The following is a 26392-nucleotide window of genomic DNA, read 5'->3' on the forward strand; positions in this document are numbered from 1 at the left end:
CGTGGCTCTTTGCTATGCAGGGCCTAATCTGCAATCGTCGAGGTACTTGCCCACATCACGCACGTCTGCAATTACGTGCTTCCCCGATTTACGTGTGGGGATAGGAAAGGTGCCGGCACTCATCTTGTTGCGGGCCGTCCCCACCGATATGTCGATCTCGGCGCAGATCTCCTCCAGGCGCAGGAACATGCGGTCATACTTGAGCGCCAGGAACATCGAAGCTTTCATTGCGCGTTCTCCTTCTCGAGAGCGGTGGACAGGAAATCCTTGGCCATGCTCAGTACTGCCTTGCGCGCGGACTCGCGCAATAGCTCTTGATCGATAGCACCCCGCTGCTGCAGGTCGACCATTGCGTGCAAGAGTGTGGACATCGGGGAATAGTGGTGCAGTGTCCTCAAGATCTCGCCGGCGGCCTTTAGTTCGCTTACAAGGCTCGCTACCACGCTATGCGCTGGAACGTGCCTCGCTGGCGCCACGGTGGTCGTATGGTTGTTAAATGCGTTCATGTTGCTTAGTCCCGGTCGTTGGCGGCAAGGGATTTAAAGTCGGTGCTCGGGGTGTGTCGCACTGGGTGCTTCTTAGCGTACGAGCGCAATGCCCGCCCGAGTGCGGGGTCGTCCAGAGCGGCGTCCAGTGGCTTCGTAATCCGCAGCGTGTGGTGAGCGGCGACAAGTGCCAAGCGATCGGGCGCAACCGGCGTAACGGTGATGCCGCAGGGCGTATCGCCTGTGCGTGCAACCGCTGCATCGGCGGCGCTCGCCGCGTCAATGGCTCTCGTTTGGAATGTCAAAACGCCGGCGGCAGTGCGGACCTTCACATTAAACTCATTCACCAGGTGGCCGTGGATGGCAACGGCGTTTCGAAGATCATCCGCTGTGTCGCCACGCATGCCTGCAAAGCCGGCTTGCGTAAGCAATTCCGTGGCATTTGCAGCAGCCGCATACAGCAATTTCATGCTGGACATCAGCGCCGCGGCATGATCGCCAAGTGCTCCCTCTGCCAGCGTCATGGTCGGGGCGTGTGCGATCATTTGGCCCCCATGTTTTCAACTAAACATACAGACGTCTGCACACGCTGAATTGGTTTGTTGAGATTTCGTGCTGCGATGTAAGCGTGACCTTTGAGGCCGGAGAGCGCAGTGGCTGAGTTCTCTGATTGTTGCGACGAGAGATAGCGTACGTGAATCGAGCGGCCTTCTTCGACGCCTGCAAAGAATGCGTCGGCTGCGGCTGTTCCAGGTAGGTAAAGGCACGCCAGCGGCTTCCCAATAAGCTGCTGAAGTAAAAGTGCGCGAGCCCCATTCACGTACTCGACGCTCCGCTCTAGGCGCTTCAAGGATGGCGCGAACGCCTCCTCGATAAGTTGGTTGATTAATTGTCCTGGGGTGGTTTTGGCCACGTTTGTGGCCGAGAGAGATGCATTGATCACCTGTTTCTCCGACGTAGTTAACCTTCGATGGAGAAACTTTACCCAAAAGATAAACTTCACGCAAGAAATTTTACCAAAAAGATTAATTTTGGCGGCGTGCGTGATCGTTGTTATCTGTCCAAATTTCTGGGGTTCGGGTGGGCGGCGAGATTGAAATGTTGCGCATCAGGGGCCCGACTAGAAGTTGTCGCCTTCGCGACGAACTACACGCCCAACGATGATGCAACGATTGCCTTGGCACGCGCGCCTAAAGTATTTGCGTTGGTCCGGGTTGTCCGACATGAGCCACCACTGGCCAGCGTCCCTCGAAAGGCGCTTGACGACAGCTTCGCCTTCGTAATTGACCGCATAGACGCCATTGTCGATTAGTCTTTTATCAGCGAGATTGATGACGACTGTGTCATCCTCATAGAAGGTCGGCTCCATGCTTTCCCCTCGTACCTCGATTGCAATCAGGTCCTTCGGGTTAAAACCCTTGCGTTCGATCCATGCGCGAGAAATGCCTAGTGTGCCGCCGTCACGCAAATCGGGCTCGGTCTCGAAACCGGTTACGCCTGCTTGAAGCTTCAATGTCACTTTTGGTATTGGCTGGAGATGTGGCGAATTGTCATCCTCCACACTTACTGGGCGCGCGCCGGGAAAGAGCGACGCATGCGAATCGTCGGCCGCTTTTAGCGTGGCTGCTGGCTGGGCAGTTGTCGCAGGAGGCTGTTGCCCAATGTCCAGTGAGCCCTCGACCAGGTCAAAGGCGTTCTCAATTCGAGTGGCGATGATGTTGCCGATATTCTTTGTTGGGTTCTTTCCAATGATCTGGCTGACCTGGGAATTTTCCATTCCGGTCCTGCGGGCGAATTCTGCCAGCCCGCCGGCGTCTTCCGCGAGTTTGCGCGCGTTCTCGCGCCGTATGTCTTCTCTCTTCATTGGTCCCATGCCCCGGATGATCAACGGTTTTACCGAAAAGATAAATGACCAAAAAGATAAACAATGCTTGCGGTAAGTTTATCTTTTGGGTAAAGTTTGCCTATGGACATGAAAACCTTCCTTAGGCAAGCAACCCCGGCAGAGCGCGAATCATTGGCAAACGCCGTCGGCTCATCTGTGGGCTACCTCTACTTGATTGGCGGCGGACATCGTCGGCCTGGACCTAAATTGTGCAGGGCGCTCACGCTTGCTGAATCGAAGCTGACTCTCCACGAACTTAGGCCGGACATCTGGTTGCCCCAGGCGAATTCCCACGAGATGTAACCCGCCATTTCCTCGCTCCCGTACTTGGCACGTTGCTTGATCGATGCGAGTCAAGAAGGCGCAGGGGAATAGTAGATCAAAGTTTTGTTATCTGAAACCCAAGAACTAAAGGACGATACTGTGGAGTTGTTAGCTGCATACCAAGAAATGATCAAGGTTCACGGCTGGGCCGGAACTGCTGCAACCTTGGGCCTGACGAAGTCGGCTCTTGAGCAACGGGTGTATGAAGTGAAGGGTAGCGGCATGCGCGTCGATACTGCGTTGTTGATTCAGCGCTATGCCAGCACGACCCATTTTGCTCAAGCTGTTGCGTACGCCAGCGGCGGTGTGTTCTATGAACTGCCACAAGTGGGCGACCTGTCCGATGAAGAAATTCAGGACAAGATCCTGGAATTGAACATCGAGCTTGGAGAACTCTCGCAGGCCTTGAAAAAGGCGAAGGCCGATAACGTCATCGACGACAAGGAGTGCGCACAGTTGCAAGAAATCGGGCAGCGCATGCACAAGAGTCTCCGCGAACTGAATGCGCTGATCATTTTGCAGCATCATCCGATGCGCAATCCAGCGATGTTCGTTGGCGAGGTGGCAAATGGCTAAGCACAATCTGCCACGACGTGGTACGCACGCGGCCAATGCGCTGGTGACACTGTTCGCTGCAGGCACGTCGCTCCCGGCCGCCACCCTTGCCACGCGCGCCGGGTGGACCCGCAGCTTCGTCCAGTTTGAGGAAGATGTGGTCGGCACATTGTGCGTCGCAGGCCTCGCGCGCATCGGTCATAAAGGCGTTGAGATCACTAAGGCTGGCCAGCGATTTGTGGAGCGCGACACGCCGGCCGAGCCAACGTGTCAAGGCATTCCAGCGGCACCGCGTACTACCATTGTAGGACGCCCACAGCGTAGTCGCAGCCCTATGGTGCTGCGTGACGGGGCGCTTGACTACCGCAACTTCCCTTCGCGCTTTGGCGATACCTACGTGCCATTCGGTGAGAAGGCCGACGCGTGACGCTTGACGATTTTTCCGTAGTCGGGCGCGTAGCGCTCGACTCTATTCAATCGCTTCTCCATGAGTGGTTTCCGAGCGGCGTCAAGGAGGGGCACGAGTACTGCATCGGATCGCGAGCTGGCGAGGCCGGGCAGTCTCTGCGTATTCGCCTTTCCGGTGACAAGGCCGGCGTTTGGTCAGACTTCTCCGACGGCGCCGCCGGCGGCGACCTGATCTCCCTTTACGCATTTATTCACGATTTGAAACCTGGGCAAGCCTGCAAAGCGCTCGCCGAGCGTTTCTCCATCGCTCTTTCCGAAGGCGGTGGCCTGCACAAGGGGCAATCGAAGCCATTGGCTAAGCCGGTGCAACCACGACCTAATCCCGCGCCTGCGCAAGCGGGCAAAGGGGTAGAAGTACCTGCTGAAGAAAAAAAACGGACGCCGTGGACCCCACTTCTGCCTGTTCCCGATAACGCCGGACCGTATCCGAAGGCGCACGTTGTACGTGGGCGGCCTGAAGCCACCTGGGAGTACCGCAATGCCGAAGGGAAGTTGCTGGGCGTGGTGTTCCGCTTCCTGCGTTCCGATGGCAAAGGCAAAGAGGTACTCCCGTGCGTGTTCGCACAGCGGGCAGACACCGGTGCGCGCGAATGGCGGTGGCTGGCATTCCCTGAACCACGTCCACTCTACCAGCGCGGTCCGCATCGCCCCGACGAGCCTATGCTCATTGTGGAAGGGGAGAAATGCGTTGATCGCGCCGTGGCGATGCCTGCGGTGCAGGAAGCCTTCGAAGTCATTTCGTGGTCCGGCGGTGGCAAGGCGGTCAAGAAGTCAGATTGGTCGCAGATCCGTAACCGCGATGTGATCCTTTGGCCTGATGCAGATGCGAAGCGGTATAAGGAAGGGCACGAACGCGCGGGGCAGCTCATGCCGGAGCATGAACAGCCGGGCGTCAGCGCAATGCTCAAGATTGCTGAAATTCTCAGCGCCCAAGGCTGCAGCGTTTTCATGGTCGACATACCACCACCTGGCGAATTGTCGGATGGCTGGGATATCGCAGACCTGATCGACGGTGGCGCGACCGAGGAAGAGGTGATCGCCTGGACGACCAAGCTGCGCCCGATATTAGCGGGCGCGCCAGAGATCCAGCCGACTGCAACGGCCCCCGTGCAAGACGCCGTGCCGGCATGGGTCAACGAGCAGATGTCGGAACACTTCGAATCGGCTTCCCCCCCAATGCCGGCTGGCGCGGGCGACGAGCCACAAGGCTCCCTGCGGGGCCAACTGATCGCAACCGCGAACGGTGGCGTGAAGGGATGCCGCGAAAACGTGTACCTGGTCATGCAACACGACAAAGAGCTTCGCGGCATGGTCGCGCTTGACCTGTTTTCCGGCCTGCAGGTGAAGCGCCGCAAGGCCCCGTGGGCAACCACGCCGGGAGAATGGACCGAATCTGATGACTTCCTCCTGGGGATGTACACCGCGAAGAAATATGGCCTCGTCGTGGCCGCGCGCGGCGATATCGAAAGCGGTGTGGCACAGGCCGCACGCGAGTTCGCCTTCGATCCGGTGGTGGATTATCTTGACCGGTGCGCGGCGGCCTGGGATGGCCAGCAGCGCGTCGCAACCGCGTTGACTCGCTACTGGAGTGCTGACGATTCTGAATACATGCGGCTGGTCTCGACCATGTTTTTCATCGGTGTGGTGATGCGCGGCTATAAGCCGGGCGTGAAGAACGACCACGCGCCCGTGTTTGAGGGCGGGCAGGGGCAGGGCAAGTCCACGGCCTTGAAGGTACTGGGCGGCGACTGGTTCGCCGACACGCCTTTCAGGATGGGCGAGAAGGACGGTTATCTGTCGATTCAGGGCGTGCTGCTGTATGAGGTGGCGGAACTTGAGCAGTTCAATCGCTCCGAAGTCACGGCCATCAAGGCGTTCATGTCCAGCACAGTGGATCGCTTCCGGGAGCCGTATGGGCGCCGCATGAAGAACGTGTTGCGTCGATGCGCCTTTGCGGCGACCACCAACGAAGACGCGTACTTCAAGGACTCCACCGGCAACCGGCGGTTCTGGCCGGTGAACACCGGGAAGATTGATATCGAGGCGCTCAAGGCGGATCGGGATCAGCTTTTCGGCGAGGCCATTGCCATGATGCGCTCTGGTGTTCAGTGGTGGCCAACACCCGACCAGCAACGACGCCTGATCGATCCGGTGCAGGACGACAGGGAGATTCCTGATCCGTGGCGTGGTCGCCTCTACGAATACGTGGAAGGAAAGGACTCCGATGGTAAGCCGACGCTCTCGGGCAAGCTCAAGCGCGTTACAGCGCGAGAGCTGCTCACGAAGGCGCTGCACTTCGAAATGTCCAAGCTTGGGCCGGCCAGGGCCGAGATGATGCGCGTGGGCGCCATCATGCGCAAGTTCGGTTGGCTAAAGAAACGCGAGCCGAGCGGCGCGCGCGAGTGGTATTACGAACGCCCCGAGGCGGAAGCGGAGCAAGGGGTAGGCAGCCATGGAGGTGCGCAATGAGCGCGCTCGTGGCTATTCAGAAGCGCGGCGTTGTGCCGGCGTCTCACCAGGGATCGTGGGCGGTACAACCGCGTGCGGAAAAGGTGACGTCGTTGGTGAACGGCATCGGTGCTTCCGTCCATTGTGGACAATCCGTCCAACCTGCGAATTTCGAGGTTAGACGGCTGGAACCCGCATGGATACGGGCTTCGTCTAACCGTCCAACCTCGCCAACCGACACGCGCACGCATGTGCGCGCCACGCGTATACGTGCGCGACGAGTGGGCAAGGTGGAAATCCGCATTGGCAAACATCGAAAACAAGTTAGACGGGTTAGGAGGTTAGACAGACCTAGCATTCATGCGGGTTTCAGCCGTCTAACCTTATGGACCAACCTTTTTAAGGTTAGACGGAATTGAAGGAACGGCGGCAATATTTGGTGGGCTGGCGGTGGGCGAAAAGCGGGCAAAGAGCGAAAGGTATCGAATGGGCATAGAGATTGAAGTGAATGGCGTGGTGTACATGGAGGAAGCAGGTCCGATGACCACGCGCCGTGTGAACGCGAGTGACATCGTAGTTCCTGTAGCTGCACGAATTGAGACAAAGGCGTTGGATTACTGCCTGGATGTGTGGATGCGCTGGCAGCGGCGTGACGATACGCGCCTGGGCTGGCGTGGACGCAGTGCGATGCTCCAAAGCGACTACGACGATGACGTCGAAGGCGATTCGGAAGAACTGTACGAAGACATGGACACGCGGGTGGCAGAGGCAGTCGAGGCCATGATGGTCAGTCTGCCTCGTCATCTTGACTGGGCGATTCGTCGGCGCTGCAATATCGCGACGGTATGGCGCTTTCCATCACTCGATTTTACGAACGTGCTGGGCGAAGCCGAAGGCGCGCTGGAGACATTGTTGCGAAAGAATGTTGCAACGCGCGTTTTCTTTGATTAGAATTCGCCTCGGGGCAAGTCACGCCCATACAAAACGAACCTCGCTTATGCGGGGTTTTTTTTCGCCCGGAGATTCGATGGCAGTCCAGTTCAATGTGCGTGGCGGTATGGACAAGATCATTGCGGACATCCAGGGCAAGAAGTCGGGCGTGGTTGAGAAGGCCATACCACGCGCCCTTAACCGTGTGGGCGCTATGGCTATCACGCAGGCATCGCGTGAACTGCGCAGTGAGGGGTACAACTTCGGCGCATCGGAGATCAAGGCCGCCATGTACCAGCGCAAGGCATCGCCGTCCAACTTGGTGACGACCATCAAGGTCCGGCGCAAAACAAAGAGCCTGATGGAGTTCAGTCCCCGCGAGAGCAAGGCCGGCGTGACGGTTCGCATTCATGGCCAGGCCAAGCTGATCAAGGGCGCATTCATCGCCCAGCGCCTCAACGGGAGGGCGGGCGTGTTCATTGAAGATAAGGCGGCCGGGAAGATTATCTTGCGCCGGCAGAAGCAGTACAAGCGTGGCAGCCGTGGTGGCTGGCATAGCCTGCCTGCTCGCAAGCTGTACGGCCCAAGCGTGGGCGGCGTGTACGCGAACGATAAGGTGCAGCAGGTCATGCGCCGGTTCATCACCGAGAAGTTCGCGGAACGCCTGAAGCACGAGATCAAAAACCTCTCCCGATAAATTTCCCGGGTCCTTCCTGGCGTTGGGAACACGCGGGTGCCATGACCCCGAATTCTCTCTAGTTTTGAACAACCCAAGGGGGCTATAGAAATGGCACTGACCCAGACGGAGATCGCATCGCATCTCGACCTTTCGCAAGCAGAGGTAAGCAAGTTCTTGCATGCAGTCGGCATCGACTGGAAGGAGTCCTCACTTGATCATATCCGAATCCAGTACATCCGCAGACTGCGCGGTAACGCCGCCGGCCATAAGACCGATGACGGCGCCGACCTGGTGCACGAGCGCGTGTTGACGGAGCGGGTTGACCGGGAGTTGAAGCTGTACACCCTCGCCGAAAAGAAGAAGTCGCTCGTCAACGTCGAGCAACTTGAGGGCGAGCTGCAGCAAATGGTCGGTGCTTTCAAGGTCGAATTGCTGGGGCGCGATGACAAACTAAAGGCTGAACTCGATGCCGCGCATGGCATCGACGTTGACGTGGGCCTGCTAAACGAACACACCTATGCTGCCCTCTCTCACCTCGCTCGATACGACGCAGGCGAACCGCCTGCTGGTGTCGCGCCTGGCGCAGACGCTGCGGCCGCCGGAACGAATCGGACTGACTGAATGGTCCCGTAAATACCGGCGCTTGTCCGCCAAGGCGTCCGCAATGCCAGGTCGATACGACCCGGACAAGACGCCATGGATCAAGTTCATGCATCAAGCCCTGGATGACCCACGGGTCAAAAAGCTGGTTGCCATGAAGTCGGCGCAGATCGCGTGGACGGACGGCGTGCTACTGAACTACATCGGCAAGAAAATCGATGTAGACCCGACGCCGATGATCGTGATGTTCGCCAAGGAGAAGGCGGCGAAAGAGTTCAACGTGGAGAAGTTCGGCCCGATGGTCGAGGTTACACCGCAGGTTTCGGCGAAGCTGCAGATCACCAAGGAAAGCACCTGGGATAACAAGGCTTTCCCCGGCGGCTTTCTCAAGCTGGTTGGTTCGAACTCGCCCAGCTCGGTCAAGTCCACGCCGGCGCCGGTTGTCGCTATTGAAGAGCCGGACGACTGTAACGACAACGTTCGCGACCAGGGCGACACGATCACCCTGCTGGAGGAGCGGGTTAAAACGTTCGCTCGAAGCAAGGTCATTTTTGGCGGAACACCGACCATCGAGGACATTTCGCGCATCAATGCCGCCTACCAGGCCAGCGATAAACGCGTGTTCATGGTCCCGTGCCATGAGTGCGGCGAGGCCCATGTCCTGGCATGGGAGAACGTCAAGTACACGGAGCAGCCCGATTTGGGCCATGAGGTCTACGGCAAAGTCGATCTGATGTCGGCACGGTACTGCTGCCCGCACTGCGGCTGCCTGTGGACCGATGAGCAGAAGCGTCAGAACGTTAAGAATTTGTACCCGGTAGCGACGGCGCCGTTCTACGGCATCGCAGGCTTCTACATCAACGAGCTGTATTCGTCATTCCCTGGTAGTGCGTTGCATCTCCTGCTGGCCAAGTACCTGACCGCGACGTCACAGCTTGCGAAGGGGGACGACACGAAGATGCGGTCGTTCCGCAACAACACCGAGGGCCTTCCCTACGCATACAAGAGCGACTTGCCGAAGGCAGAGGCCTTAGCCGAGCGCGCACTGGACTATGCGGAGAAGTCGGTGCCGTGGGGCGGCATGGTCCTTACCGCAGGGGTGGACGTGCAACACGACCGCTTGGCAATCGTGATCCGTGCTTGGGGCCGGGACATGGAGTCATGGCTGGTGTATTGGGGCGAGATCCACGGCCAAACCTTGATTGCCAACGCTGGCGCCTGGACGGACCTGGACCTGTTGCTGGACCAGCAGTTCCGGCACGGCAGCGGTAACTTGCTGACGATCCGCGCCGTTTCGGTGGACTCGTCGGACGGTACGACAACCGATGCGGTGTATGCCTATGTGCGGAAACGTCAGCATAAGGGATACATGGCCATCAAAGGCGCCTCTGAGCAAAGCGCCATGTCGAAGGAGATCTTCAGCAAACCTCGGGAATCCGTTGACTTGGGCGGTAAGAAGCACAAGCCTCATCCGTCCGGGGTGACGCCCTACATTGTCGGCACGCAGCGCGCCAAGGACCTGATGATCGAGGGCCGACTGCGACTTGAAGGGAACGGCCCCGGCCGCATCCACTGGTACAAGACTGTGCGCCCCGACTATTGGGACCAGATCACTAGCGAGATTAAGGCGCCACACAAGAGCATCAAGAACCGCAAGGTTTGGCAAAAGCGGGCCGGCGTGCGGAACGAGGCGCTGGACTGCGAGGTGTACGCACTACATGCGGCGATGTCGCTGAAGCTGCATTTGATGAAGCCGGCAAATTGGGATGGCATTGAGCTGCAGTTGCGTCAGCGGCAGATCTTCGCGGACACGTCGCTGGATGCCGAGGAGTTGCCAGCACAGCCCGACGCAAAGGAGGAGGGTGAGCCGGTCATCGCGGAGGCTTCTGTGCAGACGTCTGTACAGCCATCGGCAACCGTGCCGCCGCCGACGCCACCGCCACCGCCACTAAAACCGCCCGTAAGGGCCAGAACCCGTAGTCGTGTAAGCAGCGGCTACTCAGCCAAGAACTGGTAAAGGACTATGAAAATCTTCTCCGTATTGACGGCGGGAGACTCGGCCAATTGGCTGGAGCCACCGCTGAAACGTCGTGACCATATCGAGCCGCTAATTAGCGCGGCATGGACACTGACGTATGAGCTGCGCGGGCCGTCCAGCCTGACGCTGGCCGGGGTGCCAGATGGTGACGGTTGGCGCGTCAAAGTCTCTCCGACCGATAGCGCGGCACTGGAGCCTGGTGCATATACAGCAGTCATGCAGATCGTTCGACCCGATGAGCGTCTGACCGTTGGCCGCACGAACGTGACGGTCATGCCTGATCCGTTGAAGATCACAGCGCCAATTGATGCCCGAAGCATCGCGGAAAAGGCGCTGGCGGATTGCGAAGCCGCTCTTGCATCCTTTAGCGGGTCAAACGGGAAGATCAAGAGCTACACCATTGGCGGGCGCAGCACCGAGTTTCAAAGCCTGGCTGACATCATGTCGCTACGCAATTTCTGGAGCAGACAGGTTCGGCTCGCTCGCGCCAAGGCATCCGGCCGAAAGAATCCATCAGCGTTGATTGCGAGGTTCCCATGACACATTGGTTTAACGAGGCCCGCGTACGGCAACCCGGCTCCGTAGTGCTGCAGGAGTGGAACGCGAAACGTTCGGCGGCGCGTGCGACGTTGGCAAACGCCAAGGAACGTAAGCGCCAATATGCGGGCGCGGCGATGGGGCGTAGCGCGTCGGATTGGAACGTGCTGAATACCTCTGCGGACAGCGAGATCATCACAAGCTTGCGGACGCTGCGCGCCAGGTCGCGCGAGCTTTGCCGTGATAACGAGTACGCCAAGGCAGCAAAGCGGATCATCGTCAACAACGTCATCGGGACCGGCGTAGGAATGCAAGCGCAGGTTTCTACTGCCGGCAAGAAGCTTATCGGCCGGATTAATCAGGCCATCGAGGATGAGTACACGGACTGGTCCGATAAGGATACTTGCGACCCGGCCGGCAAGCTGCACTTTCCCGATATGGAGCGGCTAATCCTCGGCTCCCTGGTGGAGAACGGCGAAGTCCTGGTGCGGAAGATCCGCCGTCCCTTCGGCCGTGGGCGCATCCCATATGCCTTGGAGTTGATCGAGGCCGACCGCCTGGTCGATCAGTGGAGTGTCGCTCGGGCCGGTAACGGCAATCAAATCCGCATGGGCGTCGAGCAGGACGAGTGGGGCCGTCCAGTTGCGTACTGGCTGTACCCGACCCATCCAGGTGATTACCAGTTCTCGGCGTTCGTGGAAAGCGCTTTGATCCGCGTGCCGGCTGACGACATGTTCCACCTCTTCATACCGGACCGTGTCGGCCAGACGCGCGGCGTGCCGTGGTTCCACGCGATCATCAAGCGGTTGCGCAACATGGCGGGTTACGAGGAGGCTGAAATTGTCGCCGCCCGAGCGGCCGCATCTATCGTGGGCATTATCCAGACGCCTGACGAGCTGGTGCCTGATAGCGAATCGTTCGTGGGCGAAGGCGAGGCGGGCGCGCACCAGGGCCCGACGTTGAGCATGGAGCCGGGAACGTTCCAGCAATTGGGACCGGGTGAAACGTTCACCGGCTTCAATCCGAGCCGGCCCAACCAAGCTATGGACCCGTTTATGCGTTTCATGCTGCGGGCCTTCGCTACCGGTGTTGGCGTCTCGTATGCGAGCGTATCGGCGGACTACTCGCAGTCGAACTACAGTTCGTCGCGCTTGGCTTTGCTGGACGAGCGGGATTGCTGGCGGGCGCTTCAAGGCTGGTTTATCCGTGCCTTCCGCCAAGAAGTCCACCGCGACTTCATGAACGCCTCCGTGCTGGCCGGTGCGTTGTCGTTCCCCGACTACTTCTCGAACCAACGCAAGTACTGTGCGGTCCGCTTCAAACCTCGCGGCTGGTCGTGGATCGATCCGACGAAGGAAGTGACAGCATATCGAACGGCGGTCCGTGCTGGCTTTATGACGGTGTCTGACGTGATTGCACTGACATCCGAACACGCGGATGCGGAGGACGTATTTAACGAACGCGCGGCCGAGCTGGAGATGATGGCCGAGAAAGGGCTGGTATTCGACACGGACCCCGGCCAGACGGACCAGAAAGGGGCTGCGCAAGGAGCTGGAGCTGATCCAGCTTCCGCCGAGGCTGACCAGGCAGAGCCGGCTTTGGACGAGGAAGAACCAGATGACGAATCATTAGACGATCAGGAGGAGTCAGCCGAAGCGACGACATAACCACACCGCAATCTATCAACCAGGCCCGCCGGGAAACCGCGCGGGCCTTTTCTTTTTGGAGTCAGCAATGTCCAAGAAACGCAAGCTCGACGTTGGCACGCAAAAGATCGGTCCGCTCTATCGCGGCGCCCGGCTGCTGGCCAGCGTCGGCGAAGCGGACGAAGTACAGGTCGGCATCGTTGATGTGGAGACGCGAACGGTCACTTTCTCGTTTTCGAGCGAAGCCCCTTGCGCTACGTACTGGGGCGCCGACGAGATCCTGAGCCACGAGCCTAGCGCTGTGAAGCTGCAGCGCATCAACGCCGCTGGCCCATTCGTCTTTAACCACAACCTGGACGACGTCTTGGGTGTGGTCGAGAAGGCGTGGCTCGGCAACGACCGCCGCTGCTACTGCACCGTGCGCTTTGGCAAGGACGCGCGCGGCGAGTGGGCGATGGGACAAGTCAATGACCGCATCCTGCAGAACGTGTCGTTTCAGTACCGCGTCTTTACCTACGTCACCGACGTGGACAGCGATGTCTACACCGCCACCAGTTGGGAGCCATTCGAGGTCGCCCTGGTCAGCGCGCCCGCCGATATCACCGTCGGCATGGCGCGTAGCGCCGCAAACGAAGAAATGGACGTGGTCATCACCCGTTCGCAATCCAATCCGGCAAACGCCGACAACCCTGAAAATGAGGAAGATCCAATGTTCATCATCAAAAAGCATAAGAAGCAAGAAGTGGCCGAAGGTCAACGCAGCGTTGGCGGCGCACCAGCCGCACCGGCACCGGCCCCGTCGCAGCAGGCCGCGGTCGATCCGCAGAAGCTGGAGCAAGACCGCGTCACCGAGATCGAGGCCATGTGCCGGCAGTACCAGATCGCGGACGAAACCCGTACTGCGCTAGTTCAATTGCGCACGCCTATCGAGCAAGCGCGCGGCGTGGTCCTCAACGAAATGCTGGCACGCGGCCGTGGTACGGCGTCCCTGAACAACAGCCACAACCCGGACCTGACCGAGAAAGAAAAGGCGCGCTATAGCATGCTGCGCGCAATCAATGGCTCGATTCGCCAGATGCAAGGTGACTCCGCAGCATGGAAAGAGGCGGGCCTGGAGCGCGAGGTGTCGCTCGCTATCGCTCAGCGCAGCGGCAAGCAAACGGCCGGCGTGTTCATCCCGACCAACTTGCGCTTTGCAGCGCGCGCGGCGGACTACAGCTTCGGCACCGGCGCCGGCCTGTCGGCCTCCTCGGGCGGCGCCAATCTGGTTGCCAACAACCTGATGGCAGGCAGCATGATCGAGCTGCTGCGCAACAAGGCGCGCGTGCTGAGCCTGGGCGCGCAGATGCTTTCCGGCCTGGTGGGCAACGTTGACATCCCGCGTCAGAAGGCCGCCGGCTCGACCTACTGGGTCGGCGAAGGCCAGCCCCTGGGCCAGACCGGGGCGCAGTTCGACAAGATCAGCCTGACGCCAAAGCATATCGGCGCGATCACCGTCATCACCCGCAACATGCTGCAGCAGTCCACCCCGGACATCGACATGATGGCGCGCGCGGACCTGCTGCAGACGCTGGCCCTGGGCATCGACCTTGCCGCGCTGTCCGGCAACGGTGCCGGCAACATGCCGCTGGGGATCGCGAACCAGCCAGGTGTCAACCCGATCATCGGCGGCGCCAACGGCGCCGCGATTACGCTGGATCACTTGATCGACATGGAAACCGCAGTTGCAGACCGCAATGCCGACAGCGACAGCATGGCCTATCTGTGCAATGCCCGTACGGTCGGCGCGTTGAAGAAGCTGAAATCGACCACCGGCCAGTATCTGTGGACGAACAACCCAATCGGCCAGCGTAGCGGCACTCCTGGCGAGATCAACGGCTACACCGTCTCGCGCAGCAATCAGGTACGCAAAAACCTGACCAAAGGCACCGGCACCAACCTGTCCGAGCTGTTCTTCGGCGACTGGTCGCAGGTAATCGTTGGCGAGTGGGGTGTGGTAGAGATCCTGCCGAACCTCTATGCGCCTGGCGTGTACGAGGCCGGCGGCGTCGAGCTGCGCGTGCTGCAGACCGTGGACGTCGGAGTACGTCATGGCGAATCCTTCTCGATCATGGCCGACGCCATCACCAACTAAACCGCTGTGCGGCGCCGGCCTGGCGCCGCGCTTCATTGCCGTAGAAAGGAAACAACATGCCAAAGCAATACAAGGTCCGTGAAGGCTTCTCATTCGTGGACGATAACAACCTCATCGCCGGCGGCGAGACGATCAGTCTGGAGGCCGATGTCGCTGAAAAGCAGATGCATAAGCTGGAAGAACTCGAATCCGCACCAGCGCCGAAGCAAGTCAAGGGCTCGAAGGCGCCGGCTGCGAAGACCGCGGACGACCAGGCTCCGGTAGGCAACCCAGCGCCGGCGGTTGACGAGTTGCCTGCAGGTGCTGCAGCTGTGACCGGTGACGACGCTCAGAAAGCCGACTAAGCAATGATCCAGGAAGATCTAGACGCGTTTCTCGTCGATCACGGCGTCGAGTTCAAGGTCGGAGCGGTTCCCTTTATGGGCATCCTGGATAAGGTCGATTCCGAGCTGGATATCGGCAAGGTTCGCACCACGTCCACGATGTACACGCTCCTGGTCAAGTCCTCGGTCGTCGCTGACTACAAGTTGCGTAACGGCAGCGAGATCACCATCGGCGCCAACCGTTACGCAGTGCGCGAGCCGGAGCAAATTGACGACGGTGCCTTTACTCAACTCAACCTCACCAAGAAATGACAACCTCCTCCGTTTGCAAGAAGGTCATCGACCGGATGGTTGCTGCATTGGTCAATGCGACAGGTGCTGGCGACCGGGTGTTCGACTCGCGGGAGGCAGCAATCGCGCGGGATGAAATGCCCTGCATCGCGATCACGCCGCCGGACAGCGAGGATACGCAAGCCTTTGCGCAGGACGTGGACCAGAACACGGCGCTCGTCACCATGGAGGTAATCGTCCGCGATGACGACTGGCGCCCGCTGGCCGACGACATTGCGGTCGCGGCGCATCGTGTCCTGAGCTGCGACAGCGAGCTGCAGGCGCTCGTCGTCAGTTTGCGAAAGGACGGCCGCAAGTGGGCCGGCGCTGAGGCCGACCAGACGGCGGGCATCGACTCGATCACATACCGCGTGACTTACCTGTCCCTGTCGAACGACCTGACATCAACTATTTAACCAAGAAGGAAAACACATGCGACATTTCGGTTCTGGCGTTCTGTGGGCAACCCCCATGCAGAATGCCCTCGGCAGTGCATATGCAACGCCAACCCCGTTTCAGTTCGGCATCCTGCAGGACGTAGGCATTGACGCCTCGTTCGAGGAAAAGCTGCTGTATGGAACAAACAGCTTCCCGGTCGATAGCGGCCGTGGTAAGGGCAAGATCGGCTTGAAGGCCAAATTTGCCAACATCAACATCCTGCCGTTCACGGCAGCGTTCTTCGGCCAATCGTCCGTGAAGGGCCTGATTGTCACGGAGCGTGATGAGGTCGGCAAGCCGGCGGCCGCTAACATTACTGTGGCGCCGCCAAATGGCGCTACCTTCTTTGCGAGTCTGGGCGTGCGCATCGACGCGAACGGCACTCCGATGATCCGCGTCGGTGCGAATCCCAAGTCAGGCGAGTACACGACCGACGGCGCCGGCGCCTATGTCTTTGCTGCAGCGGACGTGGGCCGCCGGGTGTTCATCGATTACCAGCACATTACGCAGGACATCGGCGAGCTGCTGACCGTGCGCAACCTTCCGATGGGGCTGACGCCCACGTTCAGTCTGGACTTCTCCATGCGTCGTAACGGCAAGGTTCTGACGCTGACCTGGCCGAACGTTACCAGCTCGAAGCTGGCCCTGTCTTCGAAGCAGGAGGACTTCATGGTTCCTGAACTCGATATGAGTGCGCTGGCTAACGAGGCCGGCGAGGTTTGGAAATGGAGCGCAAGCGAATGATCGTGAGAATGTTGAAATGGCTGTTGGTACTCTGTGGCCACCAGCACCAGGAGGCCGCGCAAGTCGCTGTGGCCTTGCCTAACCCCGGGCCGGAGTCTCCGGCACCAGTAGCGGCCCAGCCGGCACCGGAAGGTCTACCAGTGGTCCATGCGCAGGGCACCATGCGGGTGCCAGGCCGCGAGCTGCAACTGGCAGGTGAAATGTACGTCATCGCGCCGCTCAACGCTGCAGCCGTGAAACGCTTCCGTGACCAAATCAAGAACGTTTTCGTCGGGGGGCTACCGGATATCGAGCTGGTAGCACAACTGGCGCTCTGCAGCCTGCAGCGCAACTATCCAGGCATGACGCTGGCCAGGGTCGAGGAGCTGATCGACTACGACAACTTCTTCGAAGTCTGGGAGACGCTGTTGAACGTGTCCGGCCTGGTCGCGCAGGCAAAGGAGATGGCGCGGCGGGTACAGGAGCAAATGGAGCAACCAGCCTCGATGGGCTGATCGCGCTCCTGGTGGCTAGTACCGGATGCACGCCGCAGGCGGCGTGGTCTGAGTGGGACATCCCCTCGATCATCGCGCAAATCGAGTATTGGCGACTGCATCCGCCGGTACACATCCTGGTCGCAGCTCATGTGGGCTATCAGGCTCCCCAAGAAGGGAAGCCGGAAGCAGAGCTTGGCCCGGACGAACTAATGGAAATGTTCCCGATGCCCGCCTGACCTGGTGGGCATTTCTTATTGGAGGACGACGAAATGGCCAGCAACGAGAACGAGTACGAGATCTCGGCCAACCCCAACCGCTACCTGGCGGCGATGAACCGGATCGCGGACGAGACTCGGAACACGGCCAGGAGCATTCAGGCGAGCATGAGCAGCATTGACTCGCACTTGGGGCAGGTCTCAAACACACTCAGCACGATCACCGGCATGTTCGGCAAGATGACGGCGATCATCGCCGGCGGCGCCGCGTTCAAGGAGGTGATCGGGAAGTCTGTCGAGTGGATTGGCGAATCGAAAACACTGGCGAATCAGCTGGGCGTTACCACGGAGCGCGCAAGCGTGATGATGGTCGCAATGCGCCACTTGGGTATGGATTCGGAGCTGGTGACACGCGGTGCTGTCAATATGACAAAGCAGATGGTGTCCAACGCTGATGCGTTCGAGAAGCTTGGCGTCAAGCTCAAGGACGCGAACGGGCAGTATCGCCCGACGACAGAACTGCTTGCTGAGGTCAATGACAAGCTGCGAGAAATCAAGAACCCCATCGAGCAAAACATCGTGGGGATGAAGATCTACGGGGAAGCCTGGAACGAGGTGCGCGGCGTCCTCAAGCTTTCGTCCGAGGAATTGAAAGCTGCCGAACAAAAGGCGAAGGGCTTGGGCCTCGTGGTTGGCGAAGAAGGCGTCAACAACGCGAAAGCCTACAAGCAGTCGTTGAACGATATGAAGCTGGTCATCACTTCGTTAGAAGTGCAGACCGGTAACGCGTTGCTGCCTACGTTGGTGAAGATGGGCAGTTGGATGAGCGGTATGGCGCCGGCCGCCGGTAAGGCAATGGGCATGGTGCTGGAATCGCTCGGGGAAATTATTGAGAGCCTGGCCGAGATTGTGACGGAGCTGTGGCAACTGGTGTCACAAGGGTTCAAGGAAATCGGCGACCTGGTGGCGGAGGTAATGGGCGGCAAGGCGCCGGATGCCTTTGAATTCTTCGGGAACTGCCTCAAGGTGGTCGAGATCGCATTCCTCGGCTTCAAGGTGTTGTGCCAAGAGGTCATCGCGGCCGTGGTCGGCTACATCGAGCTGCTGGTGGCCAATGCCATGCGTATGGCTAGTACCACAGAGCGGGCGCTGAGCGGCGACTTTAGCGGCGCAAAGCAGGCCTGGGCAACCGGCACGGCCAACATCGAGGACCTGCAGAAGAAGCATTGGGAGAAGATGAAAGGCATCGCCAGTGCCGGTAAGGATAAGTTGGACGAGATCATTTCCCGAGGTGCGGCAAAGGCACCGGAGATCAAGGACAAGAAGATCGAAGGCGGTCCGACCTACGGCTTCGATAAGGACAAAGATAAGGAAAAGAGCCGCTTTCAGGAGTGGGACGCAAAGCTGGCGGCGGACAAGGACGGCTATGCCAAAGAGCACGCCATGAGCGGCACTGCGATGGAGTACAGCCTGGCTATGGAGCGTAACTACTGGAAGCGCATTCTCGACACGGTGTCGATGAACAAGGAGGAAAAGGCTCAGGTCGAGCGGAAGTATTACACCGTCATGGCTGCTATCCGAAAGGAAGACTTCGAGAACGATATCGCCGGCGAAAAGCTCAAATTAGAATCGTTCAAGAATAACCATTTGGAGCGGCTGGAGATCGCAAATCGGATCTACCAGCAAAACATCGACCGCTTCGGCATGGAGTCCAAGGAGGCGCAAGCGGCCCTGGGCGAGGTGATGAAGGTGCAAGCCGCTTACAAGGACCAGGTGCTGGCGACAAACAAGGTGATTGCCGAGTCTCGGCGAAACGCGGAGCTGGCGAGCATCGATGCTGCGGAGCAGGACGCCGAGCAGCAGCTCGCGATGCGGCAATTGACGGTCGGGCAGATGTTGGAGCTGGACCGCCAATTCGAAGCGAAGCGCTACCAGATCCGAATGCAAGCGCTCCTGCAGCAAGAAGCGATGATGAAAGGGCCGGACGAGGACCCGGTCGCCCTGGCACAGATTCACGCCCAAATCGAGGCCGTCGAGGATCAGCACCAGCGCCGACTCACGCAGATCAAGCGTAAGTCGGAACAGCAGCAGACGGCTGGCACCCGGGCGATGTACGGGACGATGCAGCAGGGCTTTGCCAGCGTGATCTCCAACACCGTCAAAGGCACGATGACGATGTCTCAGGCGCTGCAGGGCGCCTTCACTGCTGTCGCCGGTTCGTTGATCGACATGGCAGCGCAGACCGCCGCCGAGTGGTTGATGAATATGCTGCTTGCCGACTCCGCGTCGAAGGTGTCAGCGGTAGGGCAGATCTCGGCCAATGCTGGCGTAGCCGGCGCGGCAGCGACCGCATCCGCCGCCGCGATTCCATTCTATGGCTGGGCCATGGCGCCGGAGGCAGGTCTGGCGGCTTCGGCGGCGGCAATGGCATTTATGCCGATGGCCTCCGCTGCCGGCGGTTATGACATCCCGGCTGGCATTAACCCGATTGTGCAGACGCATGCACAAGAGATGATCTTGCCGGCCAAGTACGCGAACGTGATCCGCGATATGGCGGGTCAGGGCGATTCTGGCGTCAGCGGTGGCCAGACCATCAACTACCACGATTACTCAGGAAAACTGTCGCCGGCGGAGATCCGCCGGAACGTCAAGGTGATCGCGGATGCATTGAAAGACCATTCGAAGAAATGAGTGACATTCGTTATCCGGTGCTACCAGGTGCGACGTGGGATCTGACCTGGTCGCCGAAGTTTCATACCAAGATCCAGTCGGCCGTCAGTGGCAAAGAGTACCGCGCCTCGATGATGGCCAACCCGTTGTATTCCATCTCCATCAAGTACGAGTTTCTGCGCGCCGGCGCCCGCCAGGAGTTGCGCCAGTTGGTCGGCTTCTACTTGGCGCGGCGCGGAGCTTACGAGAGCTTCCTGTTTAAGCATGACGAGGATTGCTCTGTAGTAGGCCAGGCGGTGGGCGTCGGCGACGGCCTGGCCAAGTCGTTCCAACTGGTGCGCAGCTATGGAGAGTTCAGTGAGCCCGTGCAGAACATTGACCAGGTAACGGAGCTGCGGGTCAACGGCAACCTGGTTCCGCCATCGGGATATAGCGTTTCGCCAAACGGTCTAGTCACCTTCGCGGCGCCACCGGTAGGGTCGATCACCTGGACCGGCAGCTACCTCTATCGCGTCCGTTTTGAGGACGACGAGGCCGAGTTCAATCGTTTTATGAGCAAGCTATGGAAGGCTGACTCGGTCAGCCTGATCGGTAGCCTGGGGAATCGAATATGAGAGAAGCATCACCACGCCTGCAGCAGATCCTTGCCGGCGCAACTTTCGTGAAGTGCAACCTGTTCACTATGACGCTTGCCAGCGGTGCAATGTATTTCTGGACCGATGCGGACGTGGACATTGTTGTCGAGAACCAGGTGTATGACTCCTCCGGTCCCAACATCCGGGGAGCGCGGTATAGCCTGGTACGTGGAATGCAGGTCAGTACGCTGGACCTGACGGTGCTGGTGAAGCCTATCGACCGGATCGCCGGCGTTCACTGGTTCCTGGCTGCGCGCTCCGGGGCGCTGAAGAATGCCGAGATCCTGATCGAGAAGGCGTTTATGCCGGCGTGGGGTGAGCCGGCCGAGAAGCTGCCGATCTTTCGCGGGTACGTTGACAGTAGCAGCGATGGCGAGCAGGACGTGGTCCTGAGCGTCGTGTCCGACAGCAACCGCCTGAACACGCAGATTCCGCGTGAGCTGTTCCAGGCCGGCTGTATGCGCACACTATATGACCCCGGCTGCGGCGTTTCCCGTAGTGCTTACACGGTGGAGTCCACGGTGAATGCGGCGCCAAACCGGTACTCGTTCACCTCGGGTGTGGCGCAATCGGACGGCTATTTCGCGTTGGGCGAGCTGATCTTTACGAGCGGCGCGAACGCCGGCGTGCGCAGGTCGGTCAAGTCGTTCGTCAACGGCGTCATCGAGCTGTCTTACCCGCTGGTGTTCGACCTGCAGCGCGGGGACGGATTCCTGGTGCGCGCCGGCTGCGACCGGACGCGCGGGCCGAACGGCTGCGGGAAGTTCAACAACCTGCCCAATTTCAAAGGGACGCCCTTTATCCCGCCACCGGAGGCAGCAGCATGACCCCGCAACTGCGTCAGAACGTCGTCAGCGAGGCGTTGACCTGGTTGAATACGCCGTACCACCACCAGGGCGATTTAAAGGGTGTAGGCGTCGATTGTGTGATGGTGATGATCGAAGTGTACAAGGCATGTGGGCTTGTCCCGTCAACGCTCGATCCTCGGCCCTACACGCACGATTGGCACATGCACCGCAGCGAGGAGAACTACCTCGCTGGCGTGATGGATCTCGCGGAACGAGTGGACGAGCCTCAGCCCGGCGACATTGCTCTGTTCACGTTTGGGCGATGCGTGAGCCATGGCGGCATCGTCATCAAGTGGCCGGTCATCATCCACGCCTATATCGAACACGGCGCGGTCGTCCTGACTGACGTTAGCAAAAGTGCGGCTCTGCTGGCCAGGCTGCACGGTTTTTATTCTTTGAGGTAGCAATATGGGTGGACTTTTCGGCGGCAAAGGCGTCAGTAATTCGGCGCCGGTTATTTCCTCGATCCAGTTACAGACATCGAGCTTCGGCCGAGCGATTCCCTGGATCTTCGGGCAACAGCGCGTTGCGCCGAATTTGATCCAGTACGAGGACTTTACCGCCATCCCTCACACCACTCAGCAAAAGACTGGCAAGGGCGGCGGTGGCAAGTCGAAGAATACGGAGTACACGTACACCGTTGCGGCGGCGATGGCCTTGGGATCAGGGCCACAGTCCAAGATCGGCCGCGTCTGGAAGGACAAGGAGCGTACGTCTCTCGCCGAGCTGAACCTGGACTATTTCAGCGGGACGGAAACCCAAGGCCCGTATGCGTACTTCGTGACCAAGCATCCCGACCGCGCCTTGTCGTACCGTGGCATCGCCTACGTGGCCAGCGGCGCGTATGACTTGGGATCGAATGCCGGATTTGGCAACCACACGTTCGAAGTGCAGGCCTACGGGAGCATTGGCGAGAAGTACGCCGGCTCAGAGGTGCCGGACGCCGAACCGGTTGATGTCATCGTCGCATTGCTCACCGACTCGATACAAGGCGTTGGCCTCGATCCTGAAACGCTGGGCGATCTATCCGCCTTCCGCTCGTACTGTCTGGCGAACGGTTTGTGGGTGAGTCCGGCCTACACGGACCAAAAGGGCGCCTACGAATACATCAAGTCGCTGCTGACCATCGGCTTTGCGGACTGCGTGTACTCAGGTGGGAAGTTCAAGATCGTTCCGTACTCTGATGTACCGGCGGAGGGGAAACTGGCCAAGTACCAGCCCACTATCGCTCCTGTTTGCGATTTGGGCATCGATGACTTTATCGCGGATGACGACGATGCGGTGCGGATCTCGCAAAAGTCGGCGGAGCAATGCTATAACCACGTCCGCGTCAAGTTTCGGGACCGAGCGAACGACTATAACGAGAACGTAGCGGAGAGTAAGGACGACGCGGATATCGAGCAGCACGGCCTGCGGTCCATGGACGTGGTGGACATGCCCGAGATCGCGGATGCAGCCGTCGCGCAGAAAGTCGCCGACTTCATCCTGCACCGTTCGCTGTACATTCTGAACACCTACGAATTCCGTCTCCCGTGGAAGCACGTTAGGCTTGAGCCGATGGATGTAGTGACGCTGACCTATGGTCCGAAGTTCCTGGACCAGACGCCAGTGCTAATTACGAGCATCGATGAGGATGAGGAGGGGTTGCTGACGATCCAGGCGGAGGACTACCCAATCGGTAGCAACCGCCACACGATGCAGCCCGCTCCTGATATTGGCAGCGACGCGCCGAACTATGCGGTGAAGCCTGGCGACGTGTGCGATCCGGTCCTGTTTGAACCGCCGCCGAAGTTGACCGGCAACGATTCTCAGTTGTGGATGGCGGTCTCAGGCGGAGAGCATTGGGGCGGCGCCGTCGTGTGGGCATCCACCGACGACCGAAGCTATCAGAAGATCGGGACGGCACGCGCCGGCGCTAGGCACGGCGTGCTGACTGGTCCGCTGACCGTTGGACCTGCGCTTGACCAGGTGGGCCAACTGGCGGTGGACCTGTCCGTGTCGGCTGGCGAGCTGACTGCGGCAACTCCCACCAGTGCCGAGGATCTGTTGACTACCTCGTATGTCGGTGGCGAGTACATCGCGTTCGCCAATGCGACGTTGACGGGCCGGAGCGCATACAAGCTTTCCTACCTTGTGCGCGGCGCCTATGGGTCCCCGGTCACGGCCCACGCCGCCGGCGAGCCGTTTGTTTTCCTGGATACGGCGGTGTTTCGCTACTCGTATCCTCATGCTTGGATCGGCAAGACGGTCTATATCAAGCTGACCAGCTTCAACAAGTTCGGCGGCGCCATGCAGGACCTGTCGCAGGTCAAGGCATACGAGTACAAGTTGGAAGGCTCCAAGGTAGCGGGGCTGACCTTCCTGAATGCGATTGGACGTGTCTTTGCTATTCAGGTCGAATGGGGATTGCCACTCGACGCGGCGCTGTACCTGGATCATACGGAGCTGTGGTTTGGCCCTACGCCCCGCCTGGCAGATGCTGTCAAGCTTGGGGCGTTTGCTACGCCTCAGAACGCCCACACGGTCACGGGACTGCCGGCCGGACGAGAGCTGTACTTTTGGGTGCGCGTCGCCGACAAGATGGGCAACGTCGGACCATTCTATCCTGCAGGCGACGGCGTTAAAGGTCAGACCGTAACCGATGCCGGCGACATCTTGAGCTACCTGGCCGGCGCCATTGGGAAAACGCAGCTCGCTGGCGACCTGTTGGCGCCTATCGAGTCGGCCGAGCAGATCATCGGCCCGGTGATGGACAAGATCAATGCGGTCCTGCACGGTGGGCAGAACGAGCAGCTAGCGGCGACGCAACTGCTGGGAACAATCAGCGCGGACAGCGCGTTGACGGCCGCGCGGAAGAAGCTCGGAGAGAACATCGCTGCGGCAGTGGCGACCGAGCGTACGGAACGGGCCACCGCGACTGAGGCGCTGGCGTCGCAGATTACGACCGTTGCTGCGACAACGAACAACAACACCGCCCTGATCCAGGAGGAGATGACCGCTCGAACTACCGCAGTCGAAGCGGTGTCGTCGCAACTTACGGTCGTGGCGGCGAATGTTGGTAAGAACACAGCGGCGATTCAAACAGAAGCAACCGCGCGAACAACTGCCGAGTCCGCGTTATCGTCACGCATCGATGTGGTAGGGGCTAACACCGACAAGAACACGGCGGCAATTCTCACCGAGCAGACTGCGCGGACCAGTGCGGAAGGCGCAATGTCTACCCGGATAGATGCGGTTGTGGCAACTGCCGGCGCCAACACCGCAGCAATCACGACGGAGCAAACTGCCCGCGCCAGTGCGGACAGTGCGCTTTCAACCCGCATTGACTCTGTAGTGGCTACGGCAGGCGCCAACACGGCGGCGATCACGTCGGAGCAAACGGCACGAGCAAGCGCGGTAGGCGCGCTCTCGACGCGGATTGACACGGTTACGGCTTCGGCCAACGGTGCCAATGCTGCCGCGCAGGCGGCTTCGACGGCCATTGCTGATACGAATGGCAAGCTGGCGGCGATGTACACCATCAAAGTGCAGACGTCTGCAAACGGTCATAAGTACATGGCTTCGCTCGGCGTGGGGGTTGAAAACAACGGCGGTGTGACCGAGTCGCAGATCCTGGCCAGCGCTCAGCGTTTTGCGATCATTGACGAGAGTAGCGGCAACTTGGTGACTCCGTTCGTGGTGCAGGGTGGACAGGTGTTTATCAATGAGGCGTTTATTGGTAATGCCTGGATCGGCAATGCTCAGATCAAGACTGCGGCGGTGGACACGCTGACCATTGCCGGCAACGCTGTCACTCAGATGGCGACAGCACAAGGCACGAGCAGCGCTGCCATCACCGTGGTGACGCACGGGGCGCCGGTATTCCTGTCGGGTTCGGCCAGAGCGCGGTGGGGAAGTTGGAACAACTCAGATACGTGTTCGGTGATTTTGACAATGAAACGGGATGGAGCTGTGATTGAGACTTTTCCTATTCGCCAGTGGAAGGGCGGCGATAGTGGCCTGCTTGAGCTGGTTGCCACTGGAGTGTTCATTGATACGACTGTGCCTGCTGGTACGCACACTTATACGTTTGACGTGTCGGCTTCAGGCTACCCACTTGAAGTGACGTCGGTCAATGGCGCAATTTTGGAGGCCCGCCGATGAAAGACTTTCTGATCTACAACGCCGTCGGCCAGATCATCCAGACCGGTTCAGTCATCGAGGCAATGTTGAGCTTGCAGGCGGACCCAGAGAAAGGGCGTTTCATGTTGGAAGGTGTGGCAAGTCTCGAGATCGACCGGGTCGTAGAGGGTAAGGTTGTGCGGCGGCCGGACATGCCACACACGGTTTCTGCACTGACCGTTCCAGCCGATGGGAGCAGTGCGATCACGTTGAGGGGCGTTCCTGCAGGCGCATCGGTGCGTATCGCAGGACCGACCTCTGCCAGCGGGACCGCAGACGGTACGGATATCGCTTTGACTTTTTCGCTTCCCGGCCAATACTCTATCTCACTAGAACTGTTCCCATACATCGGCGCCAAGGAGGTGATCAATGCGATTTGACTTGCATCCCTTTAGCGGGATAGACGCGGCCCGCGAATGGGCGCGAAGTGAGATCGACGGCGCCGCTGCTGTGGCGCGCGGACGATTCCTTACGCTATCACCTGGTCAGGAATCGATCTACCAGGCGAAGTATGAAGAAGCATTCGAGTTCGCCAGCAATGGCTTTGTAGGCGATGAAGGCGCATACCCTTGGCTGGTGGCGGAGGCACTTCACACCGGTGTACCACTTCGCGAAGTTGCTGAGCGCATCAAGGAGAAAGGCGACCATTGGCGCCAGATCTACGGTCCCCGGATCGAGGCGTTGCGTGTAGCCGCAAAAGCCCAAGTCGCACGCTTAGATGAGATCGGTCAGGTCGTAACGGCGGCTCGCATCGCCGTATTGGCTCTCCAGAAGGTCAAGGAGGAGGGCGCATAGCCGGCTGCCATAGAACACAATTTCGTCA

General features: G+C 59.5%; 27 protein-coding genes. 22 read left to right on the forward strand and 5 right to left on the reverse strand.

Features of this window, described 5'->3' with window-relative positions; translation table 11 throughout:
* Window positions 1-12: 12 nt before the first annotated feature.
* The 5 genes from ASD07_RS17780 to ASD07_RS17800 form a co-directional block, all read right to left on the reverse strand.
* Window positions 13-228 (reverse strand): AlpA family transcriptional regulator, encoded by a 216-nt coding sequence (locus tag ASD07_RS17780; RefSeq protein WP_055933277.1) that lies wholly within the window; start codon window positions 226-228, stop codon window positions 13-15.
* Complete coding sequence (locus ASD07_RS30910) at window positions 225-371, reverse strand: hypothetical protein (protein ID WP_156398047.1); 147 nt, start codon at window positions 369-371, stop codon at window positions 225-227. Before ASD07_RS30910 ends, ASD07_RS17780 begins: the two co-directional genes overlap by 4 nt.
* Window positions 372-511: 140 nt before the next feature.
* Window positions 512-1030, reverse strand: coding sequence for a hypothetical protein (locus ASD07_RS17790; protein WP_055933284.1), 519 nt, complete (start codon window positions 1028-1030; stop codon window positions 512-514).
* Window positions 1027-1428: a hypothetical protein gene (locus tag ASD07_RS17795; RefSeq protein WP_055933287.1), complete on the reverse strand. Its 402-nt coding sequence runs from the start codon at window positions 1426-1428 to the stop codon at window positions 1027-1029. The genes ASD07_RS17790 and ASD07_RS17795 overlap by 4 nt, the downstream gene beginning before the upstream one ends.
* A 177-nt stretch (window positions 1429-1605) precedes the next feature.
* Complete coding sequence (locus tag ASD07_RS17800) at window positions 1606-2349, reverse strand: LexA family transcriptional regulator (protein WP_055933290.1); 744 nt, start codon at window positions 2347-2349, stop codon at window positions 1606-1608.
* A gap of 444 nt (window positions 2350-2793) precedes the next feature.
* Here ASD07_RS17800 and ASD07_RS17810 point away from each other — a divergent pair, with 444 nt between their 5' ends.
* From ASD07_RS17810 to ASD07_RS17925, 22 genes are all read left to right on the forward strand, one after another.
* A complete protein-coding gene (locus ASD07_RS17810; RefSeq protein WP_304439091.1) occupies window positions 2794-3270 on the forward strand; it encodes a YmfL family putative regulatory protein in 477 nt (158 codons plus the stop codon).
* On the forward strand, window positions 3263-3676 hold the full coding sequence (locus ASD07_RS17815) for a hypothetical protein (RefSeq protein ID WP_055933301.1): 414 nt from the start codon (window positions 3263-3265) through the stop codon (window positions 3674-3676). Before ASD07_RS17810 ends, ASD07_RS17815 begins: the two co-directional genes overlap by 8 nt.
* A complete protein-coding gene (locus ASD07_RS17825) occupies window positions 3673-6186 on the forward strand; it encodes a VapE domain-containing protein (RefSeq protein ID WP_156398048.1) in 2514 nt (837 codons plus the stop codon). The genes ASD07_RS17815 and ASD07_RS17825 overlap by 4 nt, the downstream gene beginning before the upstream one ends.
* Window positions 6187-6651: 465 nt before the next feature.
* Window positions 6652-7116: a hypothetical protein gene (locus ASD07_RS30915; protein WP_156398049.1), complete on the forward strand. Its 465-nt coding sequence runs from the start codon at window positions 6652-6654 to the stop codon at window positions 7114-7116.
* Between the two features lie 76 nt (window positions 7117-7192).
* Window positions 7193-7792 (forward strand): phage tail protein, encoded by a 600-nt coding sequence (locus ASD07_RS17835; RefSeq protein ID WP_055933312.1) that lies wholly within the window; start codon window positions 7193-7195, stop codon window positions 7790-7792.
* A 90-nt stretch (window positions 7793-7882) separates the two neighbouring features.
* Window positions 7883-8395 carry a hypothetical protein gene (locus ASD07_RS17840; RefSeq protein ID WP_055933315.1) on the forward strand — a complete coding sequence of 171 codons (513 nt, stop codon included), beginning with the start codon at window positions 7883-7885 and terminating at the stop codon, window positions 8393-8395.
* Complete coding sequence (locus ASD07_RS17845) at window positions 8292-10391, forward strand: phage terminase large subunit family protein (RefSeq protein WP_373922085.1); 2100 nt, start codon at window positions 8292-8294, stop codon at window positions 10389-10391. The genes ASD07_RS17840 and ASD07_RS17845 overlap by 104 nt, the downstream gene beginning before the upstream one ends.
* A 6-nt stretch (window positions 10392-10397) precedes the next feature.
* Window positions 10398-10952, forward strand: a complete 555-nt coding sequence (locus ASD07_RS17850; protein ID WP_055933321.1) for a hypothetical protein — start codon at window positions 10398-10400, stop codon at window positions 10950-10952.
* Window positions 10949-12616, forward strand: coding sequence for a phage portal protein (locus ASD07_RS17855; protein WP_055933324.1), 1668 nt, complete (start codon window positions 10949-10951; stop codon window positions 12614-12616). Before ASD07_RS17850 ends, ASD07_RS17855 begins: the two co-directional genes overlap by 4 nt.
* Before the next feature lie 67 nt (window positions 12617-12683).
* A complete protein-coding gene (locus ASD07_RS17860; RefSeq protein ID WP_055933327.1) occupies window positions 12684-14729 on the forward strand; it encodes a phage major capsid protein in 2046 nt (681 codons plus the stop codon).
* A 56-nt stretch (window positions 14730-14785) separates the two neighbouring features.
* Window positions 14786-15073 carry a hypothetical protein gene (locus tag ASD07_RS17865; protein ID WP_055933330.1) on the forward strand — a complete coding sequence of 96 codons (288 nt, stop codon included), beginning with the start codon at window positions 14786-14788 and terminating at the stop codon, window positions 15071-15073.
* Window positions 15074-15076: 3 nt separating this feature from the next.
* Window positions 15077-15364 (forward strand): hypothetical protein, encoded by a 288-nt coding sequence (locus tag ASD07_RS17870; RefSeq protein ID WP_055933333.1) that lies wholly within the window; start codon window positions 15077-15079, stop codon window positions 15362-15364.
* On the forward strand, window positions 15361-15798 hold the full coding sequence (locus ASD07_RS17875) for a hypothetical protein (RefSeq protein ID WP_156398050.1): 438 nt from the start codon (window positions 15361-15363) through the stop codon (window positions 15796-15798). Before ASD07_RS17870 ends, ASD07_RS17875 begins: the two co-directional genes overlap by 4 nt.
* Window positions 15799-15853: 55 nt before the next feature.
* Entirely contained in the window at window positions 15854-16564 is a 711-nt protein-coding gene (locus ASD07_RS17880; RefSeq protein WP_055933340.1) for a hypothetical protein, read from the forward strand.
* Window positions 16561-17058, forward strand: a complete 498-nt coding sequence (locus ASD07_RS17885) for a hypothetical protein (RefSeq protein WP_156398051.1) — start codon at window positions 16561-16563, stop codon at window positions 17056-17058. Before ASD07_RS17880 ends, ASD07_RS17885 begins: the two co-directional genes overlap by 4 nt.
* 251 nt (window positions 17059-17309) lie before the next feature.
* A complete protein-coding gene (locus ASD07_RS17895; RefSeq protein WP_055933347.1) occupies window positions 17310-19946 on the forward strand; it encodes a phage tail tape measure protein in 2637 nt (878 codons plus the stop codon).
* Complete coding sequence (locus ASD07_RS17900) at window positions 19943-20539, forward strand: DUF2460 domain-containing protein (RefSeq protein WP_055933351.1); 597 nt, start codon at window positions 19943-19945, stop codon at window positions 20537-20539. The genes ASD07_RS17895 and ASD07_RS17900 overlap by 4 nt, the downstream gene beginning before the upstream one ends.
* Window positions 20536-21387, forward strand: a complete 852-nt coding sequence (locus ASD07_RS17905) for a DUF2163 domain-containing protein (RefSeq protein ID WP_055933354.1) — start codon at window positions 20536-20538, stop codon at window positions 21385-21387. The genes ASD07_RS17900 and ASD07_RS17905 overlap by 4 nt, the downstream gene beginning before the upstream one ends.
* Complete coding sequence (locus tag ASD07_RS17910; protein WP_055933357.1) at window positions 21384-21812, forward strand: C40 family peptidase; 429 nt, start codon at window positions 21384-21386, stop codon at window positions 21810-21812. Before ASD07_RS17905 ends, ASD07_RS17910 begins: the two co-directional genes overlap by 4 nt.
* A gap of 4 nt (window positions 21813-21816) precedes the next feature.
* On the forward strand, window positions 21817-25551 hold the full coding sequence (locus ASD07_RS17915; protein ID WP_055933361.1) for a phage tail protein: 3735 nt from the start codon (window positions 21817-21819) through the stop codon (window positions 25549-25551).
* Window positions 25548-25949, forward strand: a complete 402-nt coding sequence (locus ASD07_RS17920) for a hypothetical protein (protein ID WP_055933364.1) — start codon at window positions 25548-25550, stop codon at window positions 25947-25949. The genes ASD07_RS17915 and ASD07_RS17920 overlap by 4 nt, the downstream gene beginning before the upstream one ends.
* Complete coding sequence (locus tag ASD07_RS17925) at window positions 25939-26364, forward strand: hypothetical protein (protein WP_055933367.1); 426 nt, start codon at window positions 25939-25941, stop codon at window positions 26362-26364. The genes ASD07_RS17920 and ASD07_RS17925 overlap by 11 nt, the downstream gene beginning before the upstream one ends.
* The last annotated feature ends 28 nt before the right edge of the window (window positions 26365-26392 follow it).

The sequence above is a fragment of the Duganella sp. Root336D2 genome (assembly GCF_001425005.1).
Taxonomy (GTDB): Bacteria; Pseudomonadota; Gammaproteobacteria; order Burkholderiales; family Burkholderiaceae_D; genus Rugamonas.